Source organism: Kineosporia corallincola (genome assembly GCF_018499875.1).
GTDB lineage: Bacteria > Actinomycetota > Actinomycetes > Actinomycetales > Kineosporiaceae > Kineosporia > Kineosporia corallincola.
In genome coordinates this window covers 493,640-520,307 of the sequence record NZ_JAHBAY010000004.1, presented here as the reverse complement: position 1 = coordinate 520,307, position 26,668 = coordinate 493,640, and the positions used below count along the sequence as shown (strand labels likewise).

Genomic DNA, 26,668 nt, shown 5'->3' with positions numbered 1-26,668 from the left:
GAAAACGGGTGGGCCGAATACGGGGCGTGTCCCCGATTCCGCCGTGATGTCTTGTCGCCGAGGCTATTTGACATGATGACGAGAAGGTTCACGGTTCGCGGGCGTGCTCGCGTCGCCACCGGCGCGGCGGCGATCGGCACCCTGATCGCAGCTTCGCTCGTGTCCCCCGTTCTCGCCGGGGAGTCGTCCGCCGCGACCCGGACGGTCTCCCCGGTGAGCCCGTCGCCGGAGAAGCCGGGCGGCACGCTGAAGGCCGCCGGCAGCAAGGTGTTCCAGCCGGTCGGCCTGCCCGACGGGTTCCGGCCCGAGGGTGTCACCTCCGGCCCGAAGCGCACGTTCTTCGCCGGGTCGCTGGCCGACGGGCAGATCTGGACCGGCAGCCTGGTCACCGGGGACGGCCGGCGGCTGACGGCCGGGGTGGCCGGCCGTTCGGTGCGGGGCCTGGAGTGGGACAAGCGCTCCAACCTGCTGTGGGCCGCCGCGCAGGACGGCGCCACCGGTGTCGTGCTGGCGATCGACGCCTGCTCGGGCAAGGTGCGGCACCGGATCGAGGTGCCCGGCGCGCAGTTCCTCAACGACCTGACGATCGAGCCGAACGCCGTGTGGGTCACCGACTCCCGTGTGGACCGGCTCACCCGGATCGCCCTGAACCGCGACACCGGCCACTACGCCGACTGGTTCAACTTCATCCCGCTCAAGGGTGCCTGGCCCACCGACGGCGACGGCAACCGGGCCAACGGCATCGACACCCTGTGGGACGGCGCGCTGCTGCTGAACCACAGCACGGCCGGCGGCCTGTGGCGGGTCGACCCGCACACCGGCACGGCCACGTCCATCCCGGTGAAGGGCGGACCGGGCATCACCGGCGGCGACGGGCTGGAGCGCAAGGGACACACCGTCTACGTGGTGCGGGGCTCCGGCCAGAACCAGGTGGCCGTGCTGAAGCTGCACCACAACTGGCGCGGCTGGCGGGCGTCCTGGCGCACGGCGCTCAGCTCACCCGACCTGGACGTGCCCTCGACCGCCACGATCGTGAACCACACGCTGTGGGCCGTGAACGCCCGCTTCGGCGTGGAGGACCCGCAGAACGCGAGCTACCGGATCATCCCCCTGCGCAAGAAGGTCAACTCCGGCCTCTGAAGAACCATCGAACGACGGACGGCGCGTGGCTTGTCAAAAGCCCCGCGCCGTCCATCATTTCAGAGTCGTGACGGCACACCCGAGAAGTGCAGACCGTAGACGAAACTCTCCAGCAGGGCCTGCCAGCTGGCCTCGACCATGTTCGGGCCGACGCCCACGGTCTGCCAGACCGCCCCGTTGCCCGTGGTCTCCACCAGCACCCGGGTGACGGCGTCGGTGGCCGACGCGCCGTCGAGGATGCGCACCTTGAAGTCGGTGAGCTTCATCCGCTCCAGCTCGGGGTAGACCGGCAGCAGCGCCTGGCGCAGGGTGTGGTCGAGAGCGCTGACCGGGCCGTTGCCCTCGGCCGTCGCCACCGTACGCACGCCCCCGGCGGTCAGTTTCACGGTGGCCTCGCAGACCGCGGCGCCGCCGTGGAACTCGGTGATCACCCGCCAGCTCTCCACGTCGCAGTACACCGGGCGAGTGCCGTGCACCTCCTCGTGCAGCAGCAGCGAGAACGACGCGTCGGCGGCCTCGAAGGTGTACCCGTCGGCCTCCAGCTGCTTCACCCGCCCGGTCACCCGGCCGAGCAGGTCGCGGTCGCTGGACAGGTCGAAACCCAGCTCCCGGCCCTTGAGCTCGATCGAGGCCCGGCCGGCCATGTCGGACACCAGCATGCGCATGTCGTTGCCGACGCCCGCCGGGTCGATGTGCTGGTAGAGGTCCGGGTCCACCTTGATCGCGCTGGCGTGCAGCCCGGCCTTGTGCGCGAACGCGCTGGCCCCGACGTAGGGCTGACGGTTGTACGGCGCGACGTTGGCGATCTCGTCGACGGCCCGGGCGATCCGGGTGATGTCGTGGATGCGGCCGTCCGGCAGCACCTTTCGCCCGAGTTTCAGCTCCAGGTCGGCGACGACCGTGATCAGGTCGGCGTTCCCGGTGCGCTCGCCGTAGCCGTTCAGGGTGCCCTGCACCTGGATCACGCCGGCGTCGACGGCGGCCAGCGAGTTCGCGACCGCGCAGCCGGTGTCGTTGTGGCAGTGGATGCCCAGGTCGGCGCCCGATCCCTGGCGCACGTCACGCACCACGTCGGCCACCTGGTTCGGCAGCATGCCGCCGTTGGTGTCGCACAGCACGACCGCCTCGGCGCCGGCCTCGGCGGCGGCCCGCACCACCTCCAGGGCGTAGGCCCGGTCGAAGCGGTAGCCGTCGAAGAAGTGCTCGGCGTCGACGAACACCCGGCGGCCGTGATCGCGCAGGTGGCGCACGGTCTCGGTGATCATCGCCAGGTTCTCCTGCGGCGTGGTGCGCAGAGCCCGCTCCACGTGCCGGATGTCGCTCTTGGCCACCAGCGTCACGGCCGGGGCGAGCGAGTCGATCAGCGCCTTCACCTGCGGGTCGTCGTGCACCGCGACACCGGCCTTGCGCGTGGCGCCGAAGGCGGTGAGCACGGCGTTCTTCAGGGTGAGTTCTTCCGCCGCCCGGCGGAAGAACTCGGTGTCCTTCGGAATCGCGCCCGGCCAGCCACCTTCGACGAAGCCCACCCCCAGATCGTCCAGGTGCCCGGCGATCAGCAGCTTGTCCTGGACCGAGAGGCTCAGTCCCTCCTGCTGGGCGCCGTCGCGCAAGGTGGTGTCGTACACCTGGAAGGTGCCGCCCGAGCCTGTGCTGAGGCCGGTGCTCTCCATCGTTGCTCGCCTTTGGTCGGTGGGTGCTGGTCCACGCATGAAAAAAGACCCCCCGCATGGGTGCGGAAGGTCTGCGCGTCGACGGTGCCGGGCTCTTACTGGCCCTGGGCGGTGCCGACGCGCCTGTGAATAATGACGCGGTTGATGAACATGCTGCCGGTCATTCTGCCACACAACAGAATTGAGGACGACGACGAGCCGTGCGAGCTCGTCGTCGTCCTCAATTCGGGCCGTTCTAGGCCAGTTTGCGCATCCAGCCGTGGGTGTCTTCTGCCCGGCCGTACTGCACGTCGAGTAGCGACTGCCGGATCTTCATCGCGACCTCGCCGGACGGGATCTCGAGTTCGCCACCCTCCCAGGCGAGTTTGCCCAGCGGGGTGATGACGGCCGCGGTGCCGCAGGCGAACACCTCACTGATCTCGCCGGAGGCCACGCCGTCACGCCACTCGTCGATGCTGATCTGGCGTTCCTCGACCTTCAGCCCCATCTCGCCGGCCAGGGTGAGGATGGAGGAGCGGGTGATGCCCTCCAGGATGGTGCCGGAGACGGTGGGCGTGACCAGTGTGCCGTCGCGCTTGACGAAGTAGATGTTCATGCCGCCGAGCTCCTCCACCCAGCGGTGTTCCGCCGCGTCGAGGAAGCAGACCTGCTCGCAGCCGTGGGCCTCGGCCTCCAGCTGCGCGGCCAGGCCGGCCGCGTAGTTGCCGCCGCACTTGGCCGCACCCGTGCCACCGGCGGCGGCGCGGGTGTAGGTGCTGCTCAGCCAGATGCTGACCGGCTTGACCCCGCCGGAGAAGTACGGGCCGACCGGCGAGGCGATGAGCAGGTAACGCACCGTCTTGCTGGGCCGGACGCCGAGGAAGGTCTCCGACGCGTACATGAACGGCCGCAGGTAGAGGCTGCTCTCACCGCTGGCGTGGTCGGGCACCCAGGCCTGGTCGGTCTTCACCAGCAGGTCGATGCTCGCCAGGAAGTCCTCCTCGGAGAGCTCGGGCAGCGCCAGCCGCCGGGCGGACCTCGCCAGCCGGGCCGCGTTCGCCTCCGGGCGGAACGCCCAGACCGAGCCGTCGGCGTGCCGGTAGGCCTTGAGCCCTTCGAAGATCTCCTGTGCGTAGTGCAGAACGGCCGCGGCCGGGTCGAGCTGGATCGGGCCGTAGGGGATCAGGCCGGCGTCGTGCCAGCCCTCGCCCTGCGTCCAGTCGATCGACACCATGTGATCGGTGAAGAACTTGCCGAAGCCGGGCTGGGCGTGGATCTGGGCCCGGCGCTCCGGGGTGGCCGGTGCCGGGTTCGGCGTGACGCTGAAGGTCAGCGGACGGCTGGTGGTCTCGGACGGATCGACGACATCACTGGTGTCGAGCGTCTCGGTGGTGCCGAGAATTCTGGCGTTCATCGCGGTACTCCCTCGCATTCCGGTCTGGTCCGGTGACCGGAAAGAATCTGTTGACGACGGTAGCAGCGGAGAGCTCGCCTGACCTGGGCCGTTCCGGGTGGGGATACGGCTGACGGCCGGCCGGGGTGTTCCCCCGACCGGCCGCCTCGGCTCGTTGCGCTAGACAGGCACCCCTGGTCAGGCGAGACGCGAGGCGATGGCCTCGCCGATCTCCGACGTGGTGCGTACTCGCTCACCACGTGAGGTGAGGTCTTCGGCCACGGCCTGCTCGATCTTCTGGGCGGCCTTCTCCAGCCCGAGGTGCTCCAGCAGCATCGCCACGGACAGCACGGTGGCGGTGGGGTCGGCCTTGCCCTGGCCGGCGATGTCGGGAGCGGAGCCGTGGACCGGCTCGAACATGCTCGGCGCGGCGCTGCGGTCGGGGTTGATGTTGCCCGACGCGGCCAGGCCGATGCCGCCGGCGATCGCGCCGGCGATGTCGGTGATGATGTCGCCGAAGAGGTTGTCGGTGACGATCACGTCGAACCGGCCCGGGTTCTGCACCATGAAGATGGTGGCCGCGTCGACGTGCAGGTAGTCGGTGGTGACCTCGGGGAACTCGGCGTTGACCTGTTCCACCGTGCGGCGCCAGAGGTGACCGGCGTGGGTGAGCACGTTGTGCTTGTGCACCAGGGTGAGGTGCTTGCGCGGGCGGCCGGCGGCGCGACGGAACGCGTCCCGCACCACCCGCTCGATGCCGAACGCCGTGTTGATGCTGACCTCGGTCGCGATCTCGTGCGGCGTACCCGTGCGCACCGCGCCGCCGTTGCCGACGTAGGGGCCCTCGGTGCCCTCGCGGACCACGACGAAGTCGAGGCCGTTCTCGAGGACGTGCGGGGCCAGGGGCGAGGTGACGCCCGGGTACAACCGCGCCGGCCGCAGGTTCACGTAGTGGTCCAGCTCGAACCGCAGACGCAGCAGGAGGCCCCGCTCCAGAACGCCACTCGGCACACCGGGGTCACCGATCGCGCCGAGCAGGATGGCGTCGTGCTGCCGGATCTCGGCCAGCGCGGCGTCGGGCAACGTCTCGCCTGTCTTGTGCCACAGGCGAGCACCGAGCTCGTACTCGGTGGTCTCGAAGGACACCTCGGTGCCGACCGCGGCGTTCAGGACCTTCAGGCCCTCGGCGACCACCTCCGGGCCGATGCCGTCGCCAGGAATGACGGCCAGCCGGACGGACGTGGGTGCGGTCGGGGTGCTCATGGTCGGGATCCTACTCCTTGCGTCCGGATACCGGGCGCTCTATCTCAGCATGTGGACGATCTGGGCGGGGCCCGTCAGCGCGTTTCGCCTGGCTGCCGGCAGGTACCCGAATAGGCTGGCCGCCATGGGATTCCGGATGGACGCCGTCGGTGTGGTGGTGGCCGACCTGGCCAAGTCGATCGCCTTCTACCGGCGTCTGGGGTGCACGTTCGAGGGGGACCAGGCCTCCGGCCACATGGTGGCGCGCCTCGACGGGATGAGCCTCACCCTGGACACCGAGGAGGCCGTGAAACGGCTGGGCTGGGACGTGGACCAGGATGCCCCGCGCACCGGCATCACGCTCGGCGTGCGCTGCGACTCGGCGGCTGGGGTGGACGAGCTGTACGCCTGGCTGGACGACGACGGCTTCGGCTTCCGCGAGCCGATGGACGCGCCGTGGGGCCAGCGGTTCGCGACCGTGCAGGACCCGGACGGCACCCACATCGACCTGTACGCGCCCCGGCCCTGACGAGAGCGCGGCCCCTTCGGCGGGGGCCGCACCCTCGTCGACGGGTCAGCGGCCGGCGCTGCCCTCGACGTAGTCCGAGTCGGTGGCCTTGACCCAGCTCATCAGCTTGCGCAGCTCGCGGCCGGTGGCCTCGATCGGGTGCTGCTCACCCTTGGCGCGCAGGGCCTTGAACTCCGGCGCGCCCTTGTCCTGGTCGTCGATGAAGCGCTGCGCGAACGCACCGCTCGTGATGTCGGCCAGGACGGCCTTCATGTTGTCCTTGACGTGCGCGTCGATGACCCGCGGGCCGGACACGTAGTCGCCGTACTCGGCCGTGTCGGACACGCTCCAGCGCTGCTTGGCGATGCCGCCCTCGTACATCAGGTCGACGATCAGCTTGAGCTCGTGCAGGCACTCGAAGTACGCGACCTCGGGCTGGTAGCCCGCCTCGGTCAGCGTCTCGAAGCCGTACTGCACCAGCTGCGACATGCCGCCGCAGAGCACGGCCTGCTCACCGAACAGGTCGGTCTCGGTCTCCTCGGTGAAGGTGGTCTTGATGCCGCCGGCGCGCAGGCCGCCGATCGCCTTCGCGTAGGAGAGCGCCAGGTCCCAGGCCTTGCCGGTGGCGTCGACCTCGACCGCCACGATCACCGGCACGCCGCGGCCGTCGGTGTACTCGCGACGCACCAGGTGGCCCGGGCCCTTGGGGGCGACCATGCAGACGTCCACACCGGCCGGCGGGGTGATGTAGCCGAAGCGGATGTTGAAGCCGTGGCCGAAGAACAGCGCGTCGCCCTCGGCCAGGTGCGGCTCGATGGACTCCTTGTACACGTGACGCTGCACGTGGTCGGGCGTGAGCAGCATGACCACGTTGGCCTCCTGCACCGCCTCGGCCACGCTGAGCACCCGCAGGCCCTCGGCCTCGGCCTTGGCCCGGCTCTTGCTGCCCTCGGCCAGGCCGACGCGCACGTCGACGCCCGAGTCGCGCAGGCTCAGCGCGTGCGCGTGACCCTGGCTGCCGTAGCCGATGACGGCGACGGACTTGCCGGCGATCAGCGAGAGGTCGGCGTCGGCGTCGTAGTACATCTGTGCTGCCACAGTGCTGGTTCTCCTTATTGAGGGTGGTAATCGAATACAGGGTCGAGGTTAGAGGCCGTCGCCTCAGGCGCTGCGCAGCGCCCGGTCGGTGATCGAGCGGTTGCCGCGGCCGATGCCGATCAGGCCGGACTGCGACAACTCGCGGATGCCGAACGGCTCCAGCACCTTGAGCAGGGCCGCCAGCTTGTCCGGGCTGCCGGTCGCCTCGATGGTGACGGCGTCCGGCGCCACGTCGACCACGTGGCCGCGGAACAGCTCCACGGTCTCCAGCACGTGGCTGCGCGTGGTGGCGTCGGCCCGCACCTTGACCAGGAGCATCTCGCGCTGGACCGAGGCGCCCGGCTCCAGCTCGACGATCTTGATCACGTTGATCAGCTTGTTGAGCTGCTTGGTGACCTGCTCCAGCGGCAGCTCGTCGACGTCCACCACGACGGTCATCCGGGACACCCCGGGATGCTCGGTCGGGCCGACCGCCAGTGAGTGGATGTTGAAGCCCCGCCGGGCGAACAGGCCGGCGACCCGGGTCAGGACGCCGGGCCGGTCCTCGACCAGGACGGAAAGGGTGTGCTTGTGCGTCACGTCGATCGTCCTCAGTCTTCGCTGTCGAAATCCGGGCGGGTGTCACGCGCGATCTGGATGGCGTCGTTGCTGACGCCGGCCGGGACCATCGGCCAGACCATCGCGTCACGGTGCACGACGAAGTCGATGACGACGGGGACGTCGTTGATCTCCATCGCCTTCTTGATCGTGGCGTCCACGTCTTCGGGCGTCTCGCAGCGCAGCCCGACGCAGCCGTAGGCCTCCGCCAGCTTGACGAAGTCGGGGATCCGGCTGCCGACCGAGGTGTGCAGGTCGGTGTTGGAGTAGCGGCCGTCGTAGAACAGGTTCTGCCACTGCCGGACCATGCCCAGGCTGGAGTTGTTGATGACGGCGACCTTGATCGGGATCTGGTTGATCACGCAGGTGGCCAGTTCCTGATTGGTCATCTGGAAGCAGCCGTCGCCGTCGATCGCCCAGACCACGGTGTCGGGACGGCCGGTCTTCGCGCCCATCGCGGCCGGCACCGCGAAGCCCATCGTGCCCGCACCGCCGGAATTGATCCAGGTGTGCGGGTTCTCGTACTTGATGAACTGCGACGCCCACATCTGGTGCTGGCCGACACCGGCGACGTAGATCGAGTCCGGGCCGGAGATCGCGCCGATCCGGGCGATCACGTCCTGCGGCGAGACCTCGCCCTCCGGGGCCGGGGCGTGGCCGAGCGGGAAGGCCTGGCGCCAGCCGTCCAGCTGCTGCCACCAGGCGGTCAGGTCGGCGCTGCGGCCGGCCTTGTGCTCCGCCTCGACGGCCAGGCACAGCTCGGCGATGACCTCTTTGGCGTCACCCACGATCGGCACGTCGGCGAGCCGGTTCTTGCCGATCTCGGCCGGGTCGATGTCGGCGTGCACCACCTTGGCGTGCGGTGCGAAGGAGTCCAGGTTGCCGGTGACCCGGTCGTCGAACCGGGCACCGAGACTGACGATCAGGTCGGCCTTCTGGAGCGCGGTGACCGCGGCCACGGTGCCGTGCATGCCCGGCATGCCCAGGTTCTGCTGGTGCGAGTCGGGCAGCGCGCCCAGCGCCATCAGGGTGGTGACGACGGGGGCGCCGGTCGCCTCGGTGAGCCGCCGCAGCTCCTCGCTGGCGTGCGCCTTCAGCACACCGCCACCGACGTAGAGCACGGGACGCGACGAGGAGGTGAGCAGCCGGGCGGCCTCCCGGATCTGCTTGTTGTGCGGCCGGGTGACGGCGCGGTAGCCGGGCAGGTCGAGCTTCGGCGGCCAGGAGAACGTGGTGCTCGCCTGGAGCACGTCCTTGGGCACGTCGACCAGAACCGGGCCCGGACGGCCGGTACTCGCGATGTGGAACGCCTCGGCCACCGCGCGCGGGATCTCCGCGGCGTCGGTGACCAGCATGTTGTGCTTGGTGATCGGCAGGGTGATGCCGACGATGTCCGCCTCCTGGAAGGCGTCCGTGCCGATCATCTTGCTGCTCACCTGGCCGGTGATCGCGACCATCGGGATCGAGTCCATGTAGGCGTCGGCGATGGCGGTGACCAGGTTGGTCGCGCCCGGGCCGGACGTCGCCATGCAGACCCCGACCCGGCCGGTGGCCTGGGCGTAGCCCTCGGCCGCGTGCCCGGCGCCCTGCTCGTGGCGGGCCAGGATGTGACGGATCCTGGTGGAGTCCATCAGGGGGTCGTAGAGCGGAAGGATCGCTCCGCCCGGGATCCCGAAAACCGTTTCTACACCGACGGACTCGAGCGAGCGGACGAGGCTCTGCGCCCCGGTCATCGGCTCACCGGAGACCTGCGGGCCGGTGGTGGCGGCGCGGGCTGCGCCGGAGGGTTCGGTGTGGGACTGGCCGGGCATCAGGGGGTTCCTTCGCTCGTCGGATCACTGCTGTGCATCGGACCGTCGATGCCGGCAGCTGAGATGCGCGCAACTGTCGGCAGGGACGAAAAAACCCCTCGTCCCAATGGGCACAAGGGGTCGCGCGCTCGCGGGTCACCATGACCTCAGCGGGCGCGCCGTCCAAGTACGAGAGTCTTACGCACGCTCACACGTTGCCCCCGGATTGCGGGGATGTCAATCGGGACCCGGCAGGTCTCACTTACTGAGACGGCCCGACCGCTCCTCGGGCAGGCTGCCGGACGGTGCCGAATCGGGCAGATCGAGCACCGGTGGGCCGTCGGCGTTTTCCGGAACCCGGCCGGGTGCGGGCGCGGGCTCCCCGTCGTCCCCGAGTTCGCCGCCAGGTTCGCCGGCGGGTTCTTCGATGTCGAGCGGACCGCCCGCCAGCAGTCTGCGGATCTCGGCGGCCGGCAGCGCCCGGGAGAACGCGAAACCCTGCCCCGCCTGCACCCCGAGGTCGCGCAGCGCCCGGGCGGTGGCGAGGTCCTCCATCCCCTCCGCGACCACCGACAGGTCCAGGCCCCGGGCCATCGACACCACGGCGGACAGCAGCGCCGCGGCGCGCGGGTCGGTGCCCAGCCCGGCCAGCAGCGAGCGGTCGATCTTGACCAGGCTGACCGGCATCCGGCGCAGGTAGGACAGCGACGAGTAACCGGTGCCGAAGTCGTCGATGGCCAGCCGGATCCCGGCGTCGCGCAGGGCCTGGAGGGCGTCGGGGGCCGGGCCGGAGTGCTCGACCAGCTGGCTCTCGGTGAGCTCCAGCACCAGCCGGGACGGCGGCAGGCCGGTGGCGTCGAGCATGCCGGTGACCAGCTCGACGAAAGCCGGCGAGACCAGCTGGGCCACGGACATGTTGACGCTGACCGAGATCTGGTGGCCGCGCCGGGCCCAGCCGGCCGCCTGGGTGACCGCCTGGCGCAGCACCCACTCCCCCAGCTCGGTGATCGCGCCGGTGTCCTCGGCGATCTCGACCAGCTCGGCCGGGCTGACCACGCCGTCCCGCTCGAACCCGGCCTGGTCGGGAGGCAGCCGCAGCAGCGCCTCGACGCCCTGCACGTGCCCGTCGGCCAGCCGCACGATCGGCTGGTAGGCCACGGCCAGGTGCCCACGCTCCAGGGCGTCACGCAGGCCGATCGCCAGGTCGACCCGGCGGCGCACCTGTTCCTCCAGCTCCGGCCGCCAGCTCTCGTGCCGGGCCCGGCCGTCCGACTTGGCCGCGTACATCGCCAGGTCGGCGCGGTGCACCAGGGTGGCGGCCGAGCTGCGGCTGCCGGCCGGGTGGTCGCCGAGGGCGGCCGGGCCCTCGCGCTCCGGCCGGATCCGCGGGTCGCCGTCGGTGGGGTCGGTGTAGGCCACACCCACGCTGACGCCGAGCTGGACGGTGCGGCCGCCCACCCGGAACGGCGGGGCGATCGCCTCGACCAGGCGCTGGGCGGCCGTGGTGGCGGCGGCCCGGCCGACGCCCTCCATCGCCAGGATGAACTCGTCGCCGCCGACCCGGGAGACGATCACCCGGCGGGCGTCCACCGCTCCGGCCACCGCGTCGAGCCGGGCGGCCACGTCGACCAGCACGCGGTCGCCGGCGGCGTGCCCGAACCGGTCGTTGACGGCCTTGAACCCGTCCAGATCGGCGTACAGCACGGCGATTCCGCTGTCCTCGTCGGTGTCGTCGCCCGGCGCCGGGCGGGCGAGCAGCAGCCAGGTGCCCACCTCGTCGAGCAGGTGGGCCCGGTTGGCCAGGCCGGTCATCTGGTCGAAGCGGGCCAGGCGTTCCAGGCGCTGGCGCAGCTCGACCGAGTCGGTGACGTCGTTGAGGTTGGCCACCGCGCCGCCGTCCACGCCGCGCAGCCGCAGCTGGGCGGTGCCGGCCGCGGGCGGGGCCAGGAGCAGCTCGATCTCGGCGGCGTCGCGGTGCCCGCGGGTCACCTCCAGCACGGCCTCCCGCACCCGGCGCTGGTCGTCGGGCCGGGCCAGCTCCTCGAACGGGCGCTGGGCGATCGAGGAGGGCGGGCGGTGCAGCAGCCGGGTGGCGGCGGCGTTGACCGCGAGGATGCGGCCGTTGGTGTCGAGCCGCAGCAGCAGGTCACTCGTGTTCTCGACGAGCAGGGCCAGGCGCTTGCGGGCCTCCACCTGGCGGCGCAGCAGCTCGTCCTGCTCCAGCAGCAGAAGGGTCTGCCAGACCACGAACGCCGCGGCCAGGCAGCCGAGGCCGAAGAGCGGGATCGGGCCGGTGCCGGTCACCGTGGCCTGGGCGCCGACCGCGACCGGGGCGGCCAGCGCCACCCCGTAGGGCACCAGGCGGCCGCGACGGCGGGGCAGGTGACGCACGTCGTCGGCGGGCTCGGCGTCGGAGCGCTCGGTGGGTGGCTGGTTGCGGGTCAGGCGCAGGCTGTACAGGGCGAGCAGGAGCCCGGCCGCGCAGGCCACCGGCGCCAGCACGGCGTCGGAGACCTCGGGGCGGCTGGGCAGCTGGGCGCCCGCCACCCGGGTGCCGCGCAGCAGGTCGGACAGCAGGACGGCGGTGAGCGCCGTGACCAGCAGACCCCAGGACCGGCCGGGCGCGCTGTTGCCCTCCGGCCCGGCGTATCCGGCCGGCTCGGCCGGGGTGCGGGTGGGCAGGCGCAGCACGACCAGCAGCGAGACCAGGTCGAGCACGGCCGGGAGCAGGGCGAAGGCGGTGCTGGCGGGCAGGTGCAGTGGGGCGCCGACGACCACCCAGGCCACGGTGGCGGCGGCGAGCGCGAGCACCACGGCCTCGGCCACCCCGATGCCGGGGCGGCGCACCGGCACGATCCGGTCGCCCATCGCGGCGTGCGCGGTGAGCAGCCCGGCGGCGGCCACGACCATCAGGAAGTCGGCGATCTGGCCGGCCGGCAGCGAGCTGGACGGGTCGAGCAGCCGGGCCGGTACCGATCCCAGTGCCCAGCACAGGCCGGCCGCCGCGGCGGTGGGGGTGAGCAGGCGGCGGGTACGCACGATCGCGCGGGCCCAGGCCACCCCGGCCAGGGCTGCCGCGGCAGCCATCAGCATCGCCTGCACCACGGTCACGACAGTAACCGGCAGCCACGCGGCCGACCCGCACCAAGAGATCGGACGCGTGAAGTCTCAACGGATTGTGACCGCACGGTGGTGCAGGGTGAGCGCGGCGCCGGGCGTGGGCCGGGGCAGACCCCACCCACCCGGGAAGGACACCTCCCCGACGTCCACAGGTTGTGCGGGTGGGGCGCACCGAACCGGCACCCGACCGGTCAGCTGGGCACCCGGTCGTCCACCGCTCGCCGGGGGAACGGGATCCGCGGCATCGCCGGGGCCGGGCTGACGAACGGGTCGCTCACCCGCAGTTCCTCGATCGGGCGCGGCGGGGAGAACAGGAAGCCCTGCGCCAGACGGCAGCCGTACTCCAGCAGCAGCTCCGCCTGCCGTCGGGTCTCCACACCCTCGGCGATCACCTCCAGGCCGAGTTCCGCGGCCAGGCCGAGCATCGAGCGCACCAGCACGTCGTCCTCGGCCTGCTGCCCCAGACCCCAGACGAACTTGCGGTCGATCTTGAGGATGTCGACCGGCAGCCGGGACAGGTACTGCAACGAGGAGAACCCGGTGCCGAAGTCGTCGATGGCCACGTGGACGCCCTCGGAGCGCAGCAGGTCGAGGCGGGAGGCGGTGCGGCCGAGGTCCTGGATGGCGGCCTGCTCGGTGATCTCCAGGGTGAGCCGGCCCGGGGCGATGCCGCTCTCCTGGAGCGCCTCCATGGTGATGTCGAAGAAGTCGGTGCCGACCAGCTGCTGTGCCGACACGTTCACCGCCATGCCCATCTGCTCGTCGCGCCATCCGGCCAGCTGGCGCAGCGACTCGCGCAGCACCCAGGCACCCATCGGCACGATCAGGCCGCTCTCCTCGGCCACCGGCAGGAACTGGGCCGGGGACCAGGTCTCGGCCCCGACCGGCCAGCGCACCAGCGCCTCGAACCCCTCCCACTGCCGGGTGTGCAGGTCGACGACCGGCTGGAGGTAGATGGTCAGGCTCTCGTCGCGCACCGCGGTCTCCAGGTCGCCGCGCAGGCGGTGGTGCTCCATCACCCGCTCCACCATCCACGGCTCGAAGTCCACCACCCCGGCGCCGCCGCGCTGCTTGGCCCGGTACATCGCCAGGTCGGCGTCGCGCAGCACCTCCCGCGCGGTGCGGGTGACCTGGGGGTCGGCGATCACCAGGCCCAGGCTGGCCGACACCGAGGGCCGGCCGTAGGCGGTCTCGTCGAACCCGTTGAACGCCGTGACCACGGCCTCGGCCGCGGCGTGAGCGGCGTCCGGGTCGGCGTTGAGCGGCATCACCGCGAACTCGTCGCCGCCCAGCCGGGCCACCGCGTCGCCGTCGCCGGCCGCCTGCCGCAGGCACTCGGCCGCCCGGTACAGCAGCCGGTCCCCCTCGGCGTGGCCCATCGTGTCGTTGACCTCCTTGAAGTTGTCGAGGTCGATGAACATCATCGCCACCGGCTGGCCCTCGGCCAGCCGGGCGTTGACCGCCTCCAGGAACGCGGTGCGGTTGAGAAGGCCGGTCAGGGCGTCGGTCTGGGCCGCGTCCACCAGTTCGCCCTGCATCCGCACCCGGTCGGACACGTCGCGCCCGACCAGCACCGCGCCGCCGTCCTCGCGCGGGGTGATCCCCCACTCGATCACCCGCCAGCGGGTCTCCTGCGCGGCCCACATGTTGCCGACCAGGCCGGAGCTGATGTCGGGGATGCCGGCCATCGCGGCCTGGCGGGGCGTCATCCCCTCGGCCTTGGCCGGTTCCGGCGGCTGGCCCGGCAGGCTGGGCAGGAAGCGGGTCTCCACCCGGTGCTCGCCGCGCCGCCACTGCGGGGCGCCGCCCACCGTCGGGGCCATCTTCTGGTCGTCGGGATGCAGGTAGTCCAGCAGGGTGGTGCCCACCAGCTGCTCGGGTCGCATGGCCAGCACCCGGTTCGAGGCCGGGTTGGCGAACTCGATCACGCCGAAGTCGTCAACCTGAAGGATCACGTCCTGGGTGTCCTCCAGCAGTTCCTCGTACAGCTCGCTGCGGGCGCTCAGGTCGTCCCAGAGCCGTTCGCTCTGCCCGGACTGCCCGATGATGTTGATGAACACCGCCACCGAGATGATCGCCAGCATCACCGCGGCCACCACGTCGCTGCGGGCGCCGGGGAACACGGTGAGCGCCGCGGCGAACGGGATCGGCAGCTGCCACCAGCCCAGCCGGCGCGGCCGGGTCTCCAGCACCGGATTGCGGTAGGTGCTGCGGGTGTCCCACACAGCGCTACGCACCAGCACCATCGACGCGGCCGCCCAGAACACGATCCCGGCGTCGTTGCGCAGGGCCAGAGCGGTCACGTCACCGGTCAGCGAGAGGCCGCCGGCCAGCACCGCCAGCAGGGCCATCCGGCGCTGGTCGCCCCGCGCCCGCACCGCGAGACCGGCGGCGTAGCTGCACAGCAGGACCATCGGCACCAGCCAGGCCAGCGTCCAGCCGGTCTCCGGGCGCACCGTCAGCCAGGTCTGCCCGTGCAGCACGATCCAGACGAAACCGGCCAGGCCCGCCATCATCATCAGGCCCTCGACCAGGCTGTCCCAGGTCTCCCGGGCCGAGCCCAGCCGGCCCACGCCACCGCTGGCCAGCATGAAGATCACCAGAACGAGGGGACGCCCGACCGCCCAGAACCAGGGGTCCGGCACCCCGAGCAGGGCGGCCACCGAGATACCGCCCCAGGCCAGGCATCCCACCCCGGAGATCACCGATCCGCGGCGCAGCTGCGGCTGCCGCGCGGCCACCACGAAGTTCGCGGTCGCGACCCCGGCGAAGGCCAGTACGGTCGCGATCAGCGCAATCAGCATGTGTCCACCCGCCGTCCAGCGGCCCACCGGCGGTCAGCGGGCCCGGCTCTCCATCGGCGCGCGGACGGGGCTGGTTGAGTGAATCGCGCGGCCCCGCCCGGGAACCGGCACCGCTCTCAGCCGAGAACCGCGCCGCCGGAGGCGGATCCGACCAGTTTGGCGTATTTGGCCAGCACCCCGCGGGTGAACCGGTGCGGCAGCGGCTGCCAGTCGCGCATCCGCACCGCCAGCTCGTCCGCGCCGACCAGCAGATCGAGCGTGCCGTGGGCGACGTCCAGCCGGATCCGGTCGCCGTCACGCACCGCGGCGATCGGGCCGCGGTCCACCGCCTCCGGGGTCACGTGGCCCACACACAGGCCGGTGGTGCCGCCGGAGAACCGGCCGTCGGTCAGCAGCAGTACCTGCTTGCCCAGCCCGGCACCCTTGATCGCGCCGGTGATGGCGAGCATCTCGCGCATGCCCGGCCCGCCCTTGGGCCCCTCGTGCCGGATCACCACCACGTCGCCGGCCGTGATCGTGCCGTTCTCCAGTGCGTCCAGCGCCGCCCGCTCCCGCTCGAACACCCGCGCGGTGCCCTCGAACACGTCGTCGTCGAACCCGGCACTCTTGACCACCGCCCCCTCGGGGGCCAGCGAGCCGTGCAGCACGGTGATGCCGCCGGTGCGGTGGATCGGCTCGGACAGCGCCCGCACCACCTTGCCGTCCAGGTCGGGAGGATTGATGCCGGCCAGGTTCTCGGCCATCGTCGAGCCGGTCACGGTGAGCACGTCGCCGTGCATCAGCCCGGCGTCCAGCAGGGCCTTCATCACCACCGGCACGCCGCCGACCCGGTCCACGTCGAACATCACGTAGCGGCCGAACGGTTTGACGTCGGCCAGGTGCGGCACCCGCGCCCCCACCCGGCTGAAATCGTCCAGCGTGAGCGGCACCTCGGCCTCGTGCGCGATGGCGAGCAGATGCAGGACGGCGTTGGTGGACCCGCCGAACGCCATGACGACGGCGATCGCGTTCTCGAACGCCTCCCTGGTCAGCACGTCGCGGGCGGTGATGCCACGGCGCAGCAGCTCCACCACGGCCTGGCCGGAGCGCCGGGCGAAGCCGTCGCGGCGCCGGTCGGTGGCCGGTGGCGCGGCCGAGCCGGGCAGCGACATGCCCAGCGCCTCGGCGGCACTGGCCATCGTGTTGGCCGTGTACATCCCGCCGCAGGCCCCCTCGCCCGGGCAGATGGCGCGTTCCAGGATGTCCAGGTCCTCGCGGCTCATCAGCCCCCGGGCGCAGGCGCCGACTCCCTCGAAGGCGTCGATCAGGGTGACGTCCTTCTCGGTGCCGTCGGTGAAGGTCGCTTTCCCGGGCAGGATCGACCCGGCGTAGAGAAACACCGAGGCCAGGTCGAGGCGGGCGGCAGCCATCAGCATGCCTGGCAGCGACTTGTCGCAGCCCGCGAGCAGCACACTGCCGTCGAGCCTCTCGGCCTGCATGACGGTCTCCACGCTGTCGGCGATCACCTCACGGGAGACCAGCGAGAAGTGCATACCCTCGTGGCCCATCGAGATGCCGTCACTGACGCTGATCGTGCCGAACTCCAGCGGGTAGCCGCCGCCCGCGTGCACCCCGTCCTTCACCGCCTGGGCCAGCCGGTCCAGACTGAGATTGCACGGGGTGATCTCGTTCCACGAACTGGCCACCCCGATCTGGGGTTTCGACCAGTCCTCGTCTCCCATCCCGACCGCGCGCAGCATGCCGCGCGAGGCGGTCGCCTCGATCCCGTCGGTCACCTGCCGGCTACGCGGCTTGAGGTCGTTCTCGCTCTGCGTCACGAGCCGTGACTCTACGACAGAATCAGTACCCGGCCAGCCCTTCCCGCACCTCCGGCAGCAGCCATCCCGGGGAACTGGCGAACCGGCCGCCTGCCTCCTCGTCGTCGATGGACCACCGCGACGCGTCCGGCTCCAGCACCGTCGCGCTACCCAGCTCCACACCGGAGGTGTCGAGGAAGCGCACCCGCGAGACGTCGGTCCGGTCGGTCCGGGCCAGCGTGTTCGCGGCCGCCGACGTCGACGTCCCGCCGTCGCCGTCCCACTCCACCGTCACCGTGCCCGCCGGGCCCAGCGCCGCCGTGCCACTCAGCTCGTCGCTGACGCCGCCACCGGCCGGGTCCCGGTGATAGCGCCAGGCCACGGACAGTTCGTCGTCCCCACCCGAAGGAAGAATCCGCGCGGTGTCGAGTTTCGCGTGCGGGCCGCCCTCGCTGCTCCCGTAGGGCGCCGAGACATGCCCCGCGGCCAGCACCCGGGCACCGCCGGGCAACGTGAGAACCCCTGCCAGGGCCCGGTCCTGGGTCTTGGTCGCCGTGCCCGGCTCGGCTGCCAGCAACTGCCAGGTGCCGCTGGAGTACGGCTGTCGCGCCGCCTTCCAGGTGCTCGCGGCGATGTCTTCCAGCCGGCTGTACGGCAGCGCGTCGCCACCGCGGGCCGGGGCCGGGGCCACCTGGTCCGGCACCACCTGCGCCACCTCGGAGACGAAGTCCTGGTAACCGCCCTGGCTCTTCCCGCTCACCAGCGCGTAGGTCCCGGGCTGGTCGATGCCCACCTCGTACACGCCGTCGCGGCCCTCGACCCGGCGGGAGTGCTGGGTCACCGTGCCGTCCGCGGCGATCGTCGGGGGTTCCTGGAGCACCATGTCCACCGGGTCGTCACTGATCAGGTAGATCGCCGCGTCCAGCCCGATCCACGCGTCGTTGCGCAGCCCCGGCAGCACGTTGTCCTGGGTGTACCTGGTCGGCCGCACCGACCGCTTCTTCTCCCGGGGGCTGAACGCACCCGTCGCCAGCTCCTGCGGCGACGACCCGGCCGGTCCGTAAAGTGCCACCCGGTAGGGCGTTCCGGGCTTCGCCGGCCACACCCCGCTCACCTCGGCGACCAGCCAGCCGCCGAGCCGCGAGGTGTACTCCACCTTCACGTCCGTGGCCGGGTCGGCGGCCGGCGCCCCCGGCTCGTAGGTGGAACCCTCCAGCGCGGCGGCGAGCACGTCGTGGCCCGTGACGTACTGCCGGAGCCCCGTGACCCACGCCTCGTCGTCCGCCAGGTTGCCTCGCACGCCGTCCATCCCGACCGGGCGGTCGGTGGACGGCGTGGGTTCGGCCCGGCCCGGCCCGAACACCCGTTCCTGCACCGTGACCAGCCCCGCCACCAGCAGCACCACCGAGGCCAGCACCAGCACCAGACGCCGCCTGCGGCGGGCCCGGGAGGTCTTGATGAAGGCCTGCAACTGCTCCCAGGGCGGCGACGTCGCCTGGTTCTGCGCGACCGCCCGGTCGACGTCCGCGAGCAGCATGCCCAGCGGGCCGGACAGATCGCTCTCGGGTCCGCGGTCGTGCCGGGGGCTCATCGGGCCGCCTCCGTCCGGCCGATGCCGGTACCCGCCAGCACGTCCCGCACCTGCGGATGCCTGCGTAACTGGGCCAGGCCCTTGGAGAGCTGGGACTTCACCGCGCCCTGGGTGATGCCGAGCACGCGGGCGGTCTCCTCCACCGACCGGTCCTCCCACAGCCGCAGGGCGATGATCGTGCGCTGCCGGGGCGGCAGGTCGAAGAGCGCCGACCACAGTCCCGAGCGCAGGGCGTGTGCCTCGGCGTGGTCGTGCTGGGCAACCGGCTGCACCAGGATGTCGTCGAGCGAGGTCTCGGTCAGGGTGCGGCGGCGCCGGGAGGCGGCCGTGTTGGCCACGGCCGCGCGCACGTACGCCTCCGGCGAGTCGGCGCGGATCCGGTCCCACCGCCGCCAGCACTTCTCCAGCGCCACCTGCACCACGTCCTCGGCGAACTGGTGGTCACCGGTGAGCACGAACGCATACCGCTGCAACGCGTTCCAGCGGGCGGCGACGAACCGGCGGAAGCTGACCTCCGCCGAGTCGTCGTCGAGTTCCCGTGAACGCACCCCACTCTCGACGATCAGGTCGTGATGTCCGGGCGGTACGGGTTCGATCAGCAGGCGCATGGCGCGCACCGCCGGGAGCAGTGCCATCACGGGGGTCTCCGGGGGCAGGTGTGGTCAGGACGTGGACAGAACACTTCTGAAGACGCCGACAGCGGCCTCACAGGTTTCCACCGGTTCGTGCCTTTTTCACCCGCCCCCGGCTCCGGCCCTGTTCAGTAGCCGGCCAGTCCCTTCCTCACCTCCGGCAGCATCCAGGCCGAGTACGTGGTGTTGGTGTCGCGGGAGTCGTTGCCCTCCTCGCTGTCGGACGCCAGCCAGTAGCGGGCCGCCTCCGGCTCCCGTACCGTCGCGGTGCCCAGCTCGGCGCCACTCGCGTCGAGGAACCGGGCCCGGGTGACGTCGGTGCGCTCGACCACGGCCAGGGTGTCGACAGCGGCCGAGGTCAGCGACTGGCCGCTGTTCGTCGTCCATTGCACCGACGTGGTTCCCGCGGGGCCCATGGCCGCGGTGCGTGGCTTCGTCGACGTGGTGTCGTCGGCCTCCGTGCGCCAGGCGACGGACAGGTCGTCGTCCGATCCCTGAGGCAGCAGGACGGCGGTGTCGAGCAGGGCCGCGGTCATGCTGGAGTCGTCCTGGTCGAACCCGGTCACGGTGAACAGGTGCCCGGCGGCCAGCACCCGGGCGCCGGAGGGCAGGGTCAGCCGGCCCACCACGGACCGGCCGTCGTCGGTGCTGCCCGCCTCCGAGGCCAGCAGCTGCCAGTTTCCCGTGGACAGCGTCTGCCGGGCGGCCAGCCAGCTCGCCTCGGCCATGAAGTTCAGCTCGTCGTCCGACAGCACCTCGCCACCCCGCAGCGGGTTTCCGCCGACCGCGCCCGCCCGCACCTGTTCCTTCGACTCGCGCGGCACGAAGTCCTTGTAGCTGTCCTGCCCCCGGTCCTCCAGACCGGGCAGCACCACAGCGAAGTGCCCGGGCTCGTCCACGGTCACCTCGGCCACGCCGTCCGTGTACTTCAGCCGGCGGGGGTTCTGGGTGACCGTGCCGTCGGCGCCGATCGTCGGCGGCTGCTGGAGCACCGCCTCCCGGGCCTCGCCGGACAGCAGATAGGCCGAGGGACGCCGGCCGCTGTCCACGTCCGGGTCGGAGCCGCGCATCGCGGTGGTCTCGTCGAACTCGTTCCAGAAGGTGTCGCCGCCCACCGCCATCTGCGAGGCCACGCCCACCCGGCCCTGGGTCAGGTCCTGCACGGCCGAACCGCGCGGGCCGAACAGCTCGGACAGGTTCTGGCCGTCCAGCGTGGGCCAGTCGCCCATCACCACGGCGATCCGGAAGTCGCCGACGTCCGAGGCGTAGAGCACCCGGATGTCTGTGGCCGGCTCGTCGACCTGGTCGGGGATCTGGTCGCCGTCGTCGTCGCGCACGTGGTCGGCGGTGTAGGAACGCAGCTCGCCGAGCCACTTCTCGTCGTCCGCCAGGGAACCCCGCGGGTGGTCCCACTTCTCGAACGACGGCGGGGTGGCCGGCACCGGCTGGTTCTGGCCCTCGTCCTGCCACGGGGAGAACAGGTTCTGCACGGCGACCACCGCGACCACGGCCATCGCGACCGCCCCGATCACCGCGGCGATCCGGCGCCGGCGCCGGGCCCGGGAGGTCTTCACGAAGTGCTGGATCTGCTCCCACGGCGGGGTGGGGGCGGGGCGTTCGGTCAGGGCCCGGTCGACGTCGTCGAGCGTGGCGCGCAGTTCGGTGACCATCCGGTCGTGTCGGGTGCTCATCGGGAGCCCTCCTCCCATCCGCTGGAATCCAGGATGTCGTTGACCTGCGGGTGTTTCCGTAAGTGCCCGAGGGCCTTGGACAGCTGCGACTTCACCGCGCCGGTGGAGATGCCGAGCACCTGCGCGGTCTCCTCCACCGAGCGGTCCTCCCACAGCCGCAGCACCACCACGGTGCGCTGCCGGGGCGGCAGGTCGTACAGCGCGGCCCACAGCCCGGACCGCAGGGCGTGCGTCTCGGCGTGGTCGCCCGGTGCGGCGGGCGCCACCAGCAGGCTGTCCAGCGAGATCTCCGGCACCGTGCGACGGCGGCGGCGCGACGCGGCGGTGTTGGCCACGGCGGCGCGCACGTAGCTCTCCGGCGAGTCGTTGAGAATCCGGTCCCACCGCCGCCAGCACTTCTCCAGCGCGGCCTGCACCACGTCCTCGGCGAGCTGGTGATCACCGGTGAGGATCACCGCGTACCGGTGCAGGGCCCCCCAGCGGGCCGCGACGAAACGGCGGAAGGCGACGTCGGTGGCCTCGTCGTCCAGCGCGCGGGACCGCGCGCCGGACTCGGTCACGACGTCATAGCGTCCGGCCGGCGGCGCCGGCTCGGACAGCAGGCGCCAGGAGCGCACTGCCGATATCAAGGCCATCACATTGACCCCCCAGAAAGACTGATGAACGTGGGACGCCTTCCAGGACGCCTCCGCCGCCCCGGAGGTTTCCTCTGTTGTCACACTTTTCTCCGGGCCGTGCCAGACTCCCGCCTCATGTCCGCGACACCCGTTCTCATCGCCTGCTCGCACGGCACCCGGTCGAGAGCCGGGCAGGAGGTGATCGAGCGGTTCCGTGGCGACCTGGAGCGTGCCCGGCCCGGGCTCCGCGTCGAGGCCGCCCATGTGGACGTGCAGGAACCGGATGTCGGTGACGTGGTCGGGCGGCTGCGTGACGAGGGTGTGCCGATGGTCGTGGTGCCGCTCCTGCTCTCCACCGGTTTCCACGTGAAGACCGACATCGGCCGGGCCGTCGCCTCCGCGCCCGGCCTGGCCCGGGCGGCCGGGCCGCTCGGCCCCGACCCGCTGCTGGTGCGGGTGCTGAACGACCGGCTGACCGAGGCCGGCGCCCAGGACGGCGACGCGATCGTGCTGGCCGCCGCCGGATCGAGCGACCCGGCCGCCGCCGTCGCCGTCGGCCACGTGGCCCAGGCCCTGTCCGCCGCCCGGGACAGTGCCGTGGTGGTGCCCGCCTACGCCGCCTCCGGCGTCCCGTCCGTGGCCGACGCGGTCGCCGCCCTGCGCGCGGGCCGTCCCGGCGTGTCCGTGTCGATCGCCGGATACCTGCTCGCCCCGGGCCATTTCGTGAGCAAGCTGGACCAGTCCGGGGCCGACCGGGTGGCCGCCCCGCTGGCCCCGCACCCGGCCCTGGTCGAGCTGGCCCTGCGCCGGTTCGACGAGGCGCTCGCGGGATAGCACCGCGCCGTTAGGCCGTCCGGAGCCCGACCGGCTGCGCCGGTGGGCGGGGGCGGGCAGGATCGGGCGGGTGAAGTTCTCACGCGCGATCACTGCCGGGGCCCTGCTCGTCACCACCCTGGCCGCCGGGGCCGGCGCGACGACCGGGGGTGACGGCAACGGAGCGGGGGTGCGGGAGGCCGGGCCCACGTCGTCCATGGCGGTCGCGGTTCCGAGGGCCACGCTGGGCAAGACGCTGGCGACCGGGCTCGACGTGCCGTGGGGCGTCACCTTTCTGGCGGACGGGTCGGCGCTGGTGTCGCAGCGGCCGGGCACGATCGTGCGGGTCACCGGCAAGGGCAGGACGACGACCGTGGGCACCCTGTCCGGGGTGGACGCGAACGGCGAGGGCGGGCTGCTGGGGCTGGCTCTCAAGCCCGGCGCCAGGCCCACGAAGGCGCACCCCGTCGTCCTCTACGCCTATCTGACCAGCACCAAGGGCGACAACCGGGTGGTCCGGACGCGCTACGACGGCACCTCGCTGACCAAGGCGAAGGCGGTGCTGACCGGAATTCCCTCGGCCGGCAACCACAATGGTGGCGAGATCACCTTCGGGCCGGACGGCAAACTGTGGATCGGCACCGGTGACGGCGCCGTGCCCTCGCACGCCCAGGACCGCACCAGCCTGGGCGGGAAGATCCTGCGCATCAACCCGGACGGCTCGGTCCCGGCGGACAATCCGTTCGCCGGCTCACCGGTGTACTCGCTGGGGCACCGCAACGTCCAGGGCATCGCGTTCGACTCCAGGGGACGCCCGTGGGCCAGTGAGTTCGGGCAGGACACCTGGGACGAGCTCAACCGCGTCCTGCCCGGTCGCAACTACGGCTGGCCGGTGGTCGAGGGCAAGGAGAAGCGCGCCGGCTACGTGTCGCCGAAGATCCAGTGGCACACCGGGAACGCGTCCCCCAGCGGTCTGGCGATCGCGGGCGACGTGGCCTATCTGGGTGCGCTGCGGGGCGAGCGGCTGTGGGCGGTCCCGTTGCGGGGCAAGAGCGTGGGGACGGCGAAAAGCCTGTTCCGCGACCGCTTCGGCCGGATCCGCAACGTGGCGGCCACGCCCGACGGCGATCATCTGTGGGTGACGACGTCGAACACCGACGGCCGGGGCACACCGTCGGCCAGGGACGACCGGGTGCTCCGGCTCGACCTGGGCTGAGCCTCGCCGTGCGGATCCGGCCTACCGGAGCAGCCGCTCCAGCTGCCGGTCGAGCGGGCGCTGGTGCAGGCCGGGCACGAAGGCCGGGTCGAGCCGCTCGCTGTACAGGCCGCTGCGCCGGTCGGCCACCAGGTTCCAGATCAGGTCGGAGGTCTGCTCCGGCGGCTCGTAGAGCACCCGGGCCGGGGTCTTCATCAGCGTGTCGTGCAGCAGCAGGGCGAGCCAGATCGCGGGGGCGGTGAGCAGGGCCGGCAGCAGCCACTTGATGCCCTGCACCGCACCGGAATCCGCGATCGGGTGCAGCACCACGGCCATCAGCACCAGCAGCGGGGTGTGGGCCAGGTAGATCGGCATGGTGTTGGAACCCAGGTGGGACAACAACTTCACGTCCTGGAGCAGCAGCGCCAGGCCGAGACCCGCGACCAGCCCGAGGATCTGCACCGCCAGCCCCACGACCGGCCAGCCCGCCGCACCGCTGACCTGGGCCACGACGGCGACCAGCAGCCAGCCGGCGATCAGGGCCAGGCCCACCGACCGGGTCATCCGCGCGGCCAGGGCCTTGAACAGCGGGCCGTAGTAGCAGCCGACCAGGAAGAACAGGTAGTACTTCAGCACGCCGTTCCAGCCCGGGTTGATCTCGGGCACCAGGCTGGAGAGCGTGAGCGCGGCGAGCAGCGCGCTCACCCCCAGCTGGGGCGCCAGCGAGAACCGGGAGCAGAACCGGGCCACCACGAAGAACACGGCCAGGGCCCAGACGAACCAGAGCTCGAACCGGGGCTGGGCCGGGGTGGCCGCCAGCGATACCAGCATGCGCACCGGGGCCAGTTCCTCGCCGGTGATCCGGGACGCCACGATCGCCTCGAAGCTGCTGATCACCTGCCACAGCAGGTACACCCAGCCGAGCAGGAGCACCTTCCTGGCCAGCAGGTCGGACCACGACGCGTACAGCCACCGGGTGGCGAGAATGCCCGCGCAGAGGAAGAACACCGGCATCCGCAGGCTGCCGAGAACAGCGTTGACCTGGTCCCAGAGCGGGACGCTGACGGTCGTCTCCTGCACCCACTCCGAGGCGTGGATGAACACGACCAGCACGATCGCCAGGCCCCGTGCCGTGTCGATCCAGCCCAGGCGGGGGTCGGTGTCGGGACGTCCGCCGGGACGGCTTGCGGGGTGTCCGACCGGGTCTCGGGTCTGGTCTCGGTGCGGGGCGGGACGTCCGGCGGGAGACGGGTGCCCGGTGAGGGACGGGCGTCCGTCGGCCGGTTCGCGGTGCAGGCTGGGCCACGGGCGTTCCGGATCATCGACGTCGTCGTCGAGGTGGCCGAGAGCCTGGCGCGGATCGGCGTACCCCGGCTGCGGACCACGCCGGTACTGCCCCGGCTGGAACAGGGATTCGGGCGTGGCCGGGCGGGAGAGGTTCTTCAGCCAGAGCCCGTCCGTCTCGGGACTCACCCGCGCGGCGGCGGGTTGCTGCCGCTGCGGCCGGGGCGGATCGTCGCGCACCCAGAACGCCTGGGGGTTCGGCAGCGCCCCGGACAACGGCTCGTCGTACCCCGCCGATGTCTCCGGACGGGCCGATCCCGTTGCCCCGGAAGCCGGTTCGTCCCCGGTGTGAGGTTCGGGCGACGTTGCCCCGGCGGGCCGGTCGTACGGCGGGTCGTCGTACGACGGCTGGTCATACAGCGGGTCGTCGTCCAGCGGGTCGTCGTCCAGCGGGTCGTAGGGGAATTCGTCGGTCACCGGTCCGTACGACGCCTCGTCGGTCGCCGGGTCGTCCCTCAGGTTGCCGGACAGTTCCTCCGATCCGTCCTCGGGCTGGGGCAGCTCGGTGGGTGTGGCCACCGACCGCATCCGCGCGGCCTGTTCCTGGGCGCGGCGGGCCCGCCTCGACAGGGGCGCGGGATACGTGCTGCGAGAGACCGACCCGGAAGAATCCGCCCCCGGCACAGGATGCTCCCCGGACCGCGCGGCCGCTTCGGACAGCGCAGACGATCCGGGCCGGGGGTCCGTCCCGACGGGTGCCGGTGCCGTGGGGTCGGGATGGCCGATGGCGGGGGTTCCGGAGTCCGGGGCGCCCGCCGCCGCACGTCGTCCTCGCCGGGGACGGGTGCCGGAGCCCTCCTCCGGTGAGGACGATCGCGCGAGCTCCTCCCCCGGGACGGCGGACTGCGCAGCGGGTTCGGCGTTGTCCGGGTGCGGCGTTCCCGCGTGAGTCTCGTGACGGTTCGGCGGTTCGGCGCCAGTGTCCGCCCCGGCCCCGGGATCCGCTCCGGAGTGCGGATCCGCGTACGCCGGCAAGGGGTTCGACACCCGCACCGCAGGCCGGGAAGTCCCGGGCCGCGCGGCCGTGACCACCGCCAACGGTTCCGGCAGAGCCATCGCCTGCACTACGCGGGCGGGCGAGCCGTCGGCCCGGTCCACGGCATCTCCCGCCGCAGCATGCTCGGTCCTGCCGACCTCGACCTCGCCGGCAGCCCGGGCCGCCCCCGAATCGGACCCACCGGCCGTGACTCCGCCCGCCGCCAGGGCCTCGGCCCGGCGCCGGTCGGCCCGGGAAAGATACTGCTGCGGAACGGCATCCGCCGACAACGAGGTCGGCGAGACCGGCGCGGCCGGCGGGGTGCGGCTGAACTCGGGCAGCCGGGTGTTCGGGGCGCGGTGACGAAGGACGTCGAGCACCGGCATACCGGTGGGCGCGGTGATCGCCGGGAGCGGAGGGCGGCCGGGATCCGCGACGGCGTCGCGGTATTGCGGGAGCGGCTCGGCGTCCACCATTGAATCGGGCACCCCGGAACCGGCGCCGGCGGATGCGCGGCGGGCCGCCCGCCGGCCTCCGAGGGCAGGACCGGGCTCGTCAAGGTCCGCCATCCGATGGCTCCTCGCCTTCCGTCGAGCGCGTCAGTCCCCAGCCATCGTGGCGAGGCGCACCGACGTTATCGGTGAGAAGGTGTGGGCTAGCAACTTTCTGGGC

General features: G+C 72.0%; 18 protein-coding genes. 4 read left to right on the top strand and 14 right to left on the bottom strand.

Translation table 11 applies throughout. From position 1 onward, the window contains the following. Nucleotides 1-72: 72 nt before the first annotated feature. A complete protein-coding gene (locus tag KIH74_RS12530; protein WP_214156047.1) occupies nt 73-1,140 on the top strand; it encodes an NHL repeat-containing protein in 1,068 nt (355 codons plus the stop codon). A 59-nt stretch (nt 1,141-1,199) separates the two neighbouring features. On the opposite strand, the gene cimA is transcribed toward KIH74_RS12530, so the two are convergent. From cimA to KIH74_RS12515, 3 genes are all read right to left on the bottom strand, one after another. Next, entirely contained in the window at nt 1,200-2,810 is a 1,611-nt protein-coding gene (gene cimA / locus KIH74_RS12525) for a citramalate synthase (RefSeq protein WP_214156046.1), read from the bottom strand. Nucleotides 2,811-3,045: 235 nt separating this feature from the next. Continuing rightward, on the bottom strand, nt 3,046-4,203 hold the full coding sequence (locus tag KIH74_RS12520) for a branched-chain amino acid aminotransferase (protein WP_214156045.1): 1,158 nt from the start codon (nt 4,201-4,203) through the stop codon (nt 3,046-3,048). Between the two features lie 177 nt (nt 4,204-4,380). After that, complete coding sequence (locus KIH74_RS12515; RefSeq protein ID WP_214156044.1) at nt 4,381-5,445, bottom strand: 3-isopropylmalate dehydrogenase; 1,065 nt, start codon at nt 5,443-5,445, stop codon at nt 4,381-4,383. A 124-nt stretch (nt 5,446-5,569) separates the two neighbouring features. Here KIH74_RS12515 and KIH74_RS12510 point away from each other — a divergent pair, with 124 nt between their 5' ends. Beyond that, a complete protein-coding gene (locus KIH74_RS12510) occupies nt 5,570-5,953 on the top strand; it encodes a VOC family protein (protein ID WP_214156043.1) in 384 nt (127 codons plus the stop codon). A gap of 45 nt (nt 5,954-5,998) precedes the next feature. Here the strand turns inward: KIH74_RS12510 and ilvC are convergent, their stop codons facing one another. From ilvC to KIH74_RS12460, 10 genes are all read right to left on the bottom strand, one after another. Further along, nucleotides 5,999-7,030: a ketol-acid reductoisomerase gene (gene ilvC, locus KIH74_RS12505; RefSeq protein WP_214156042.1), complete on the bottom strand. Its 1,032-nt coding sequence runs from the start codon at nt 7,028-7,030 to the stop codon at nt 5,999-6,001. 63 nt (nt 7,031-7,093) lie between these two features. Continuing rightward, nucleotides 7,094-7,609, bottom strand: coding sequence for an acetolactate synthase small subunit (gene ilvN / locus KIH74_RS12500; RefSeq protein ID WP_214156041.1), 516 nt, complete (start codon nt 7,607-7,609; stop codon nt 7,094-7,096). Nucleotides 7,610-7,620: 11 nt separating this feature from the next. Then, nucleotides 7,621-9,438: an acetolactate synthase large subunit gene (locus KIH74_RS12495; RefSeq protein ID WP_214156040.1), complete on the bottom strand. Its 1,818-nt coding sequence runs from the start codon at nt 9,436-9,438 to the stop codon at nt 7,621-7,623. 237 nt (nt 9,439-9,675) lie between these two features. Further along, nucleotides 9,676-12,528 carry a putative bifunctional diguanylate cyclase/phosphodiesterase gene (locus tag KIH74_RS12490; RefSeq protein WP_214156039.1) on the bottom strand — a complete coding sequence of 951 codons (2,853 nt, stop codon included), beginning with the start codon at nt 12,526-12,528 and terminating at the stop codon, nt 9,676-9,678. A 200-nt stretch (nt 12,529-12,728) separates the two neighbouring features. Beyond that, entirely contained in the window at nt 12,729-15,341 is a 2,613-nt protein-coding gene (locus KIH74_RS12485; protein WP_214156038.1) for an EAL domain-containing protein, read from the bottom strand. A gap of 116 nt (nt 15,342-15,457) precedes the next feature. Next, complete coding sequence (gene ilvD / locus KIH74_RS12480) at nt 15,458-17,158, bottom strand: dihydroxy-acid dehydratase (RefSeq protein ID WP_214156037.1); 1,701 nt, start codon at nt 17,156-17,158, stop codon at nt 15,458-15,460. A gap of 22 nt (nt 17,159-17,180) precedes the next feature. Next, nucleotides 17,181-18,728, bottom strand: a complete 1,548-nt coding sequence (locus tag KIH74_RS12475; RefSeq protein ID WP_214156036.1) for a hypothetical protein — start codon at nt 18,726-18,728, stop codon at nt 17,181-17,183. Next, nucleotides 18,725-19,363: a SigE family RNA polymerase sigma factor gene (locus KIH74_RS12470; RefSeq protein ID WP_214156035.1), complete on the bottom strand. Its 639-nt coding sequence runs from the start codon at nt 19,361-19,363 to the stop codon at nt 18,725-18,727. Before KIH74_RS12470 ends, KIH74_RS12475 begins: the two co-directional genes overlap by 4 nt. Before the next feature lie 125 nt (nt 19,364-19,488). After that, the gene (locus tag KIH74_RS12465; protein WP_214156034.1) at nt 19,489-21,051 is read right to left on the bottom strand and encodes a hypothetical protein; all 1,563 of its coding nucleotides are present in this window, start codon (nt 21,049-21,051) and stop codon (nt 19,489-19,491) included. Then, nucleotides 21,048-21,668 carry a SigE family RNA polymerase sigma factor gene (locus KIH74_RS12460; RefSeq protein ID WP_214156033.1) on the bottom strand — a complete coding sequence of 207 codons (621 nt, stop codon included), beginning with the start codon at nt 21,666-21,668 and terminating at the stop codon, nt 21,048-21,050. The genes KIH74_RS12465 and KIH74_RS12460 overlap by 4 nt, the downstream gene beginning before the upstream one ends. Nucleotides 21,669-21,803: 135 nt before the next feature. Here KIH74_RS12460 and KIH74_RS37650 point away from each other — a divergent pair, with 135 nt between their 5' ends. Beyond that, entirely contained in the window at nt 21,804-22,502 is a 699-nt protein-coding gene (locus KIH74_RS37650; protein WP_214156032.1) for a sirohydrochlorin chelatase, read from the top strand. A 70-nt stretch (nt 22,503-22,572) separates the two neighbouring features. Next, nucleotides 22,573-23,697 (top strand): PQQ-dependent sugar dehydrogenase, encoded by a 1,125-nt coding sequence (locus tag KIH74_RS12450; RefSeq protein ID WP_214156031.1) that lies wholly within the window; start codon nt 22,573-22,575, stop codon nt 23,695-23,697. Between the two features lie 21 nt (nt 23,698-23,718). Here KIH74_RS12450 and KIH74_RS12445 read toward each other — a convergent pair whose 3' ends face one another. Beyond that, on the bottom strand, nt 23,719-26,565 hold the full coding sequence (locus KIH74_RS12445; RefSeq protein WP_214156030.1) for an acyltransferase family protein: 2,847 nt from the start codon (nt 26,563-26,565) through the stop codon (nt 23,719-23,721). Nucleotides 26,566-26,668: the final 103 nt, after the last annotated feature.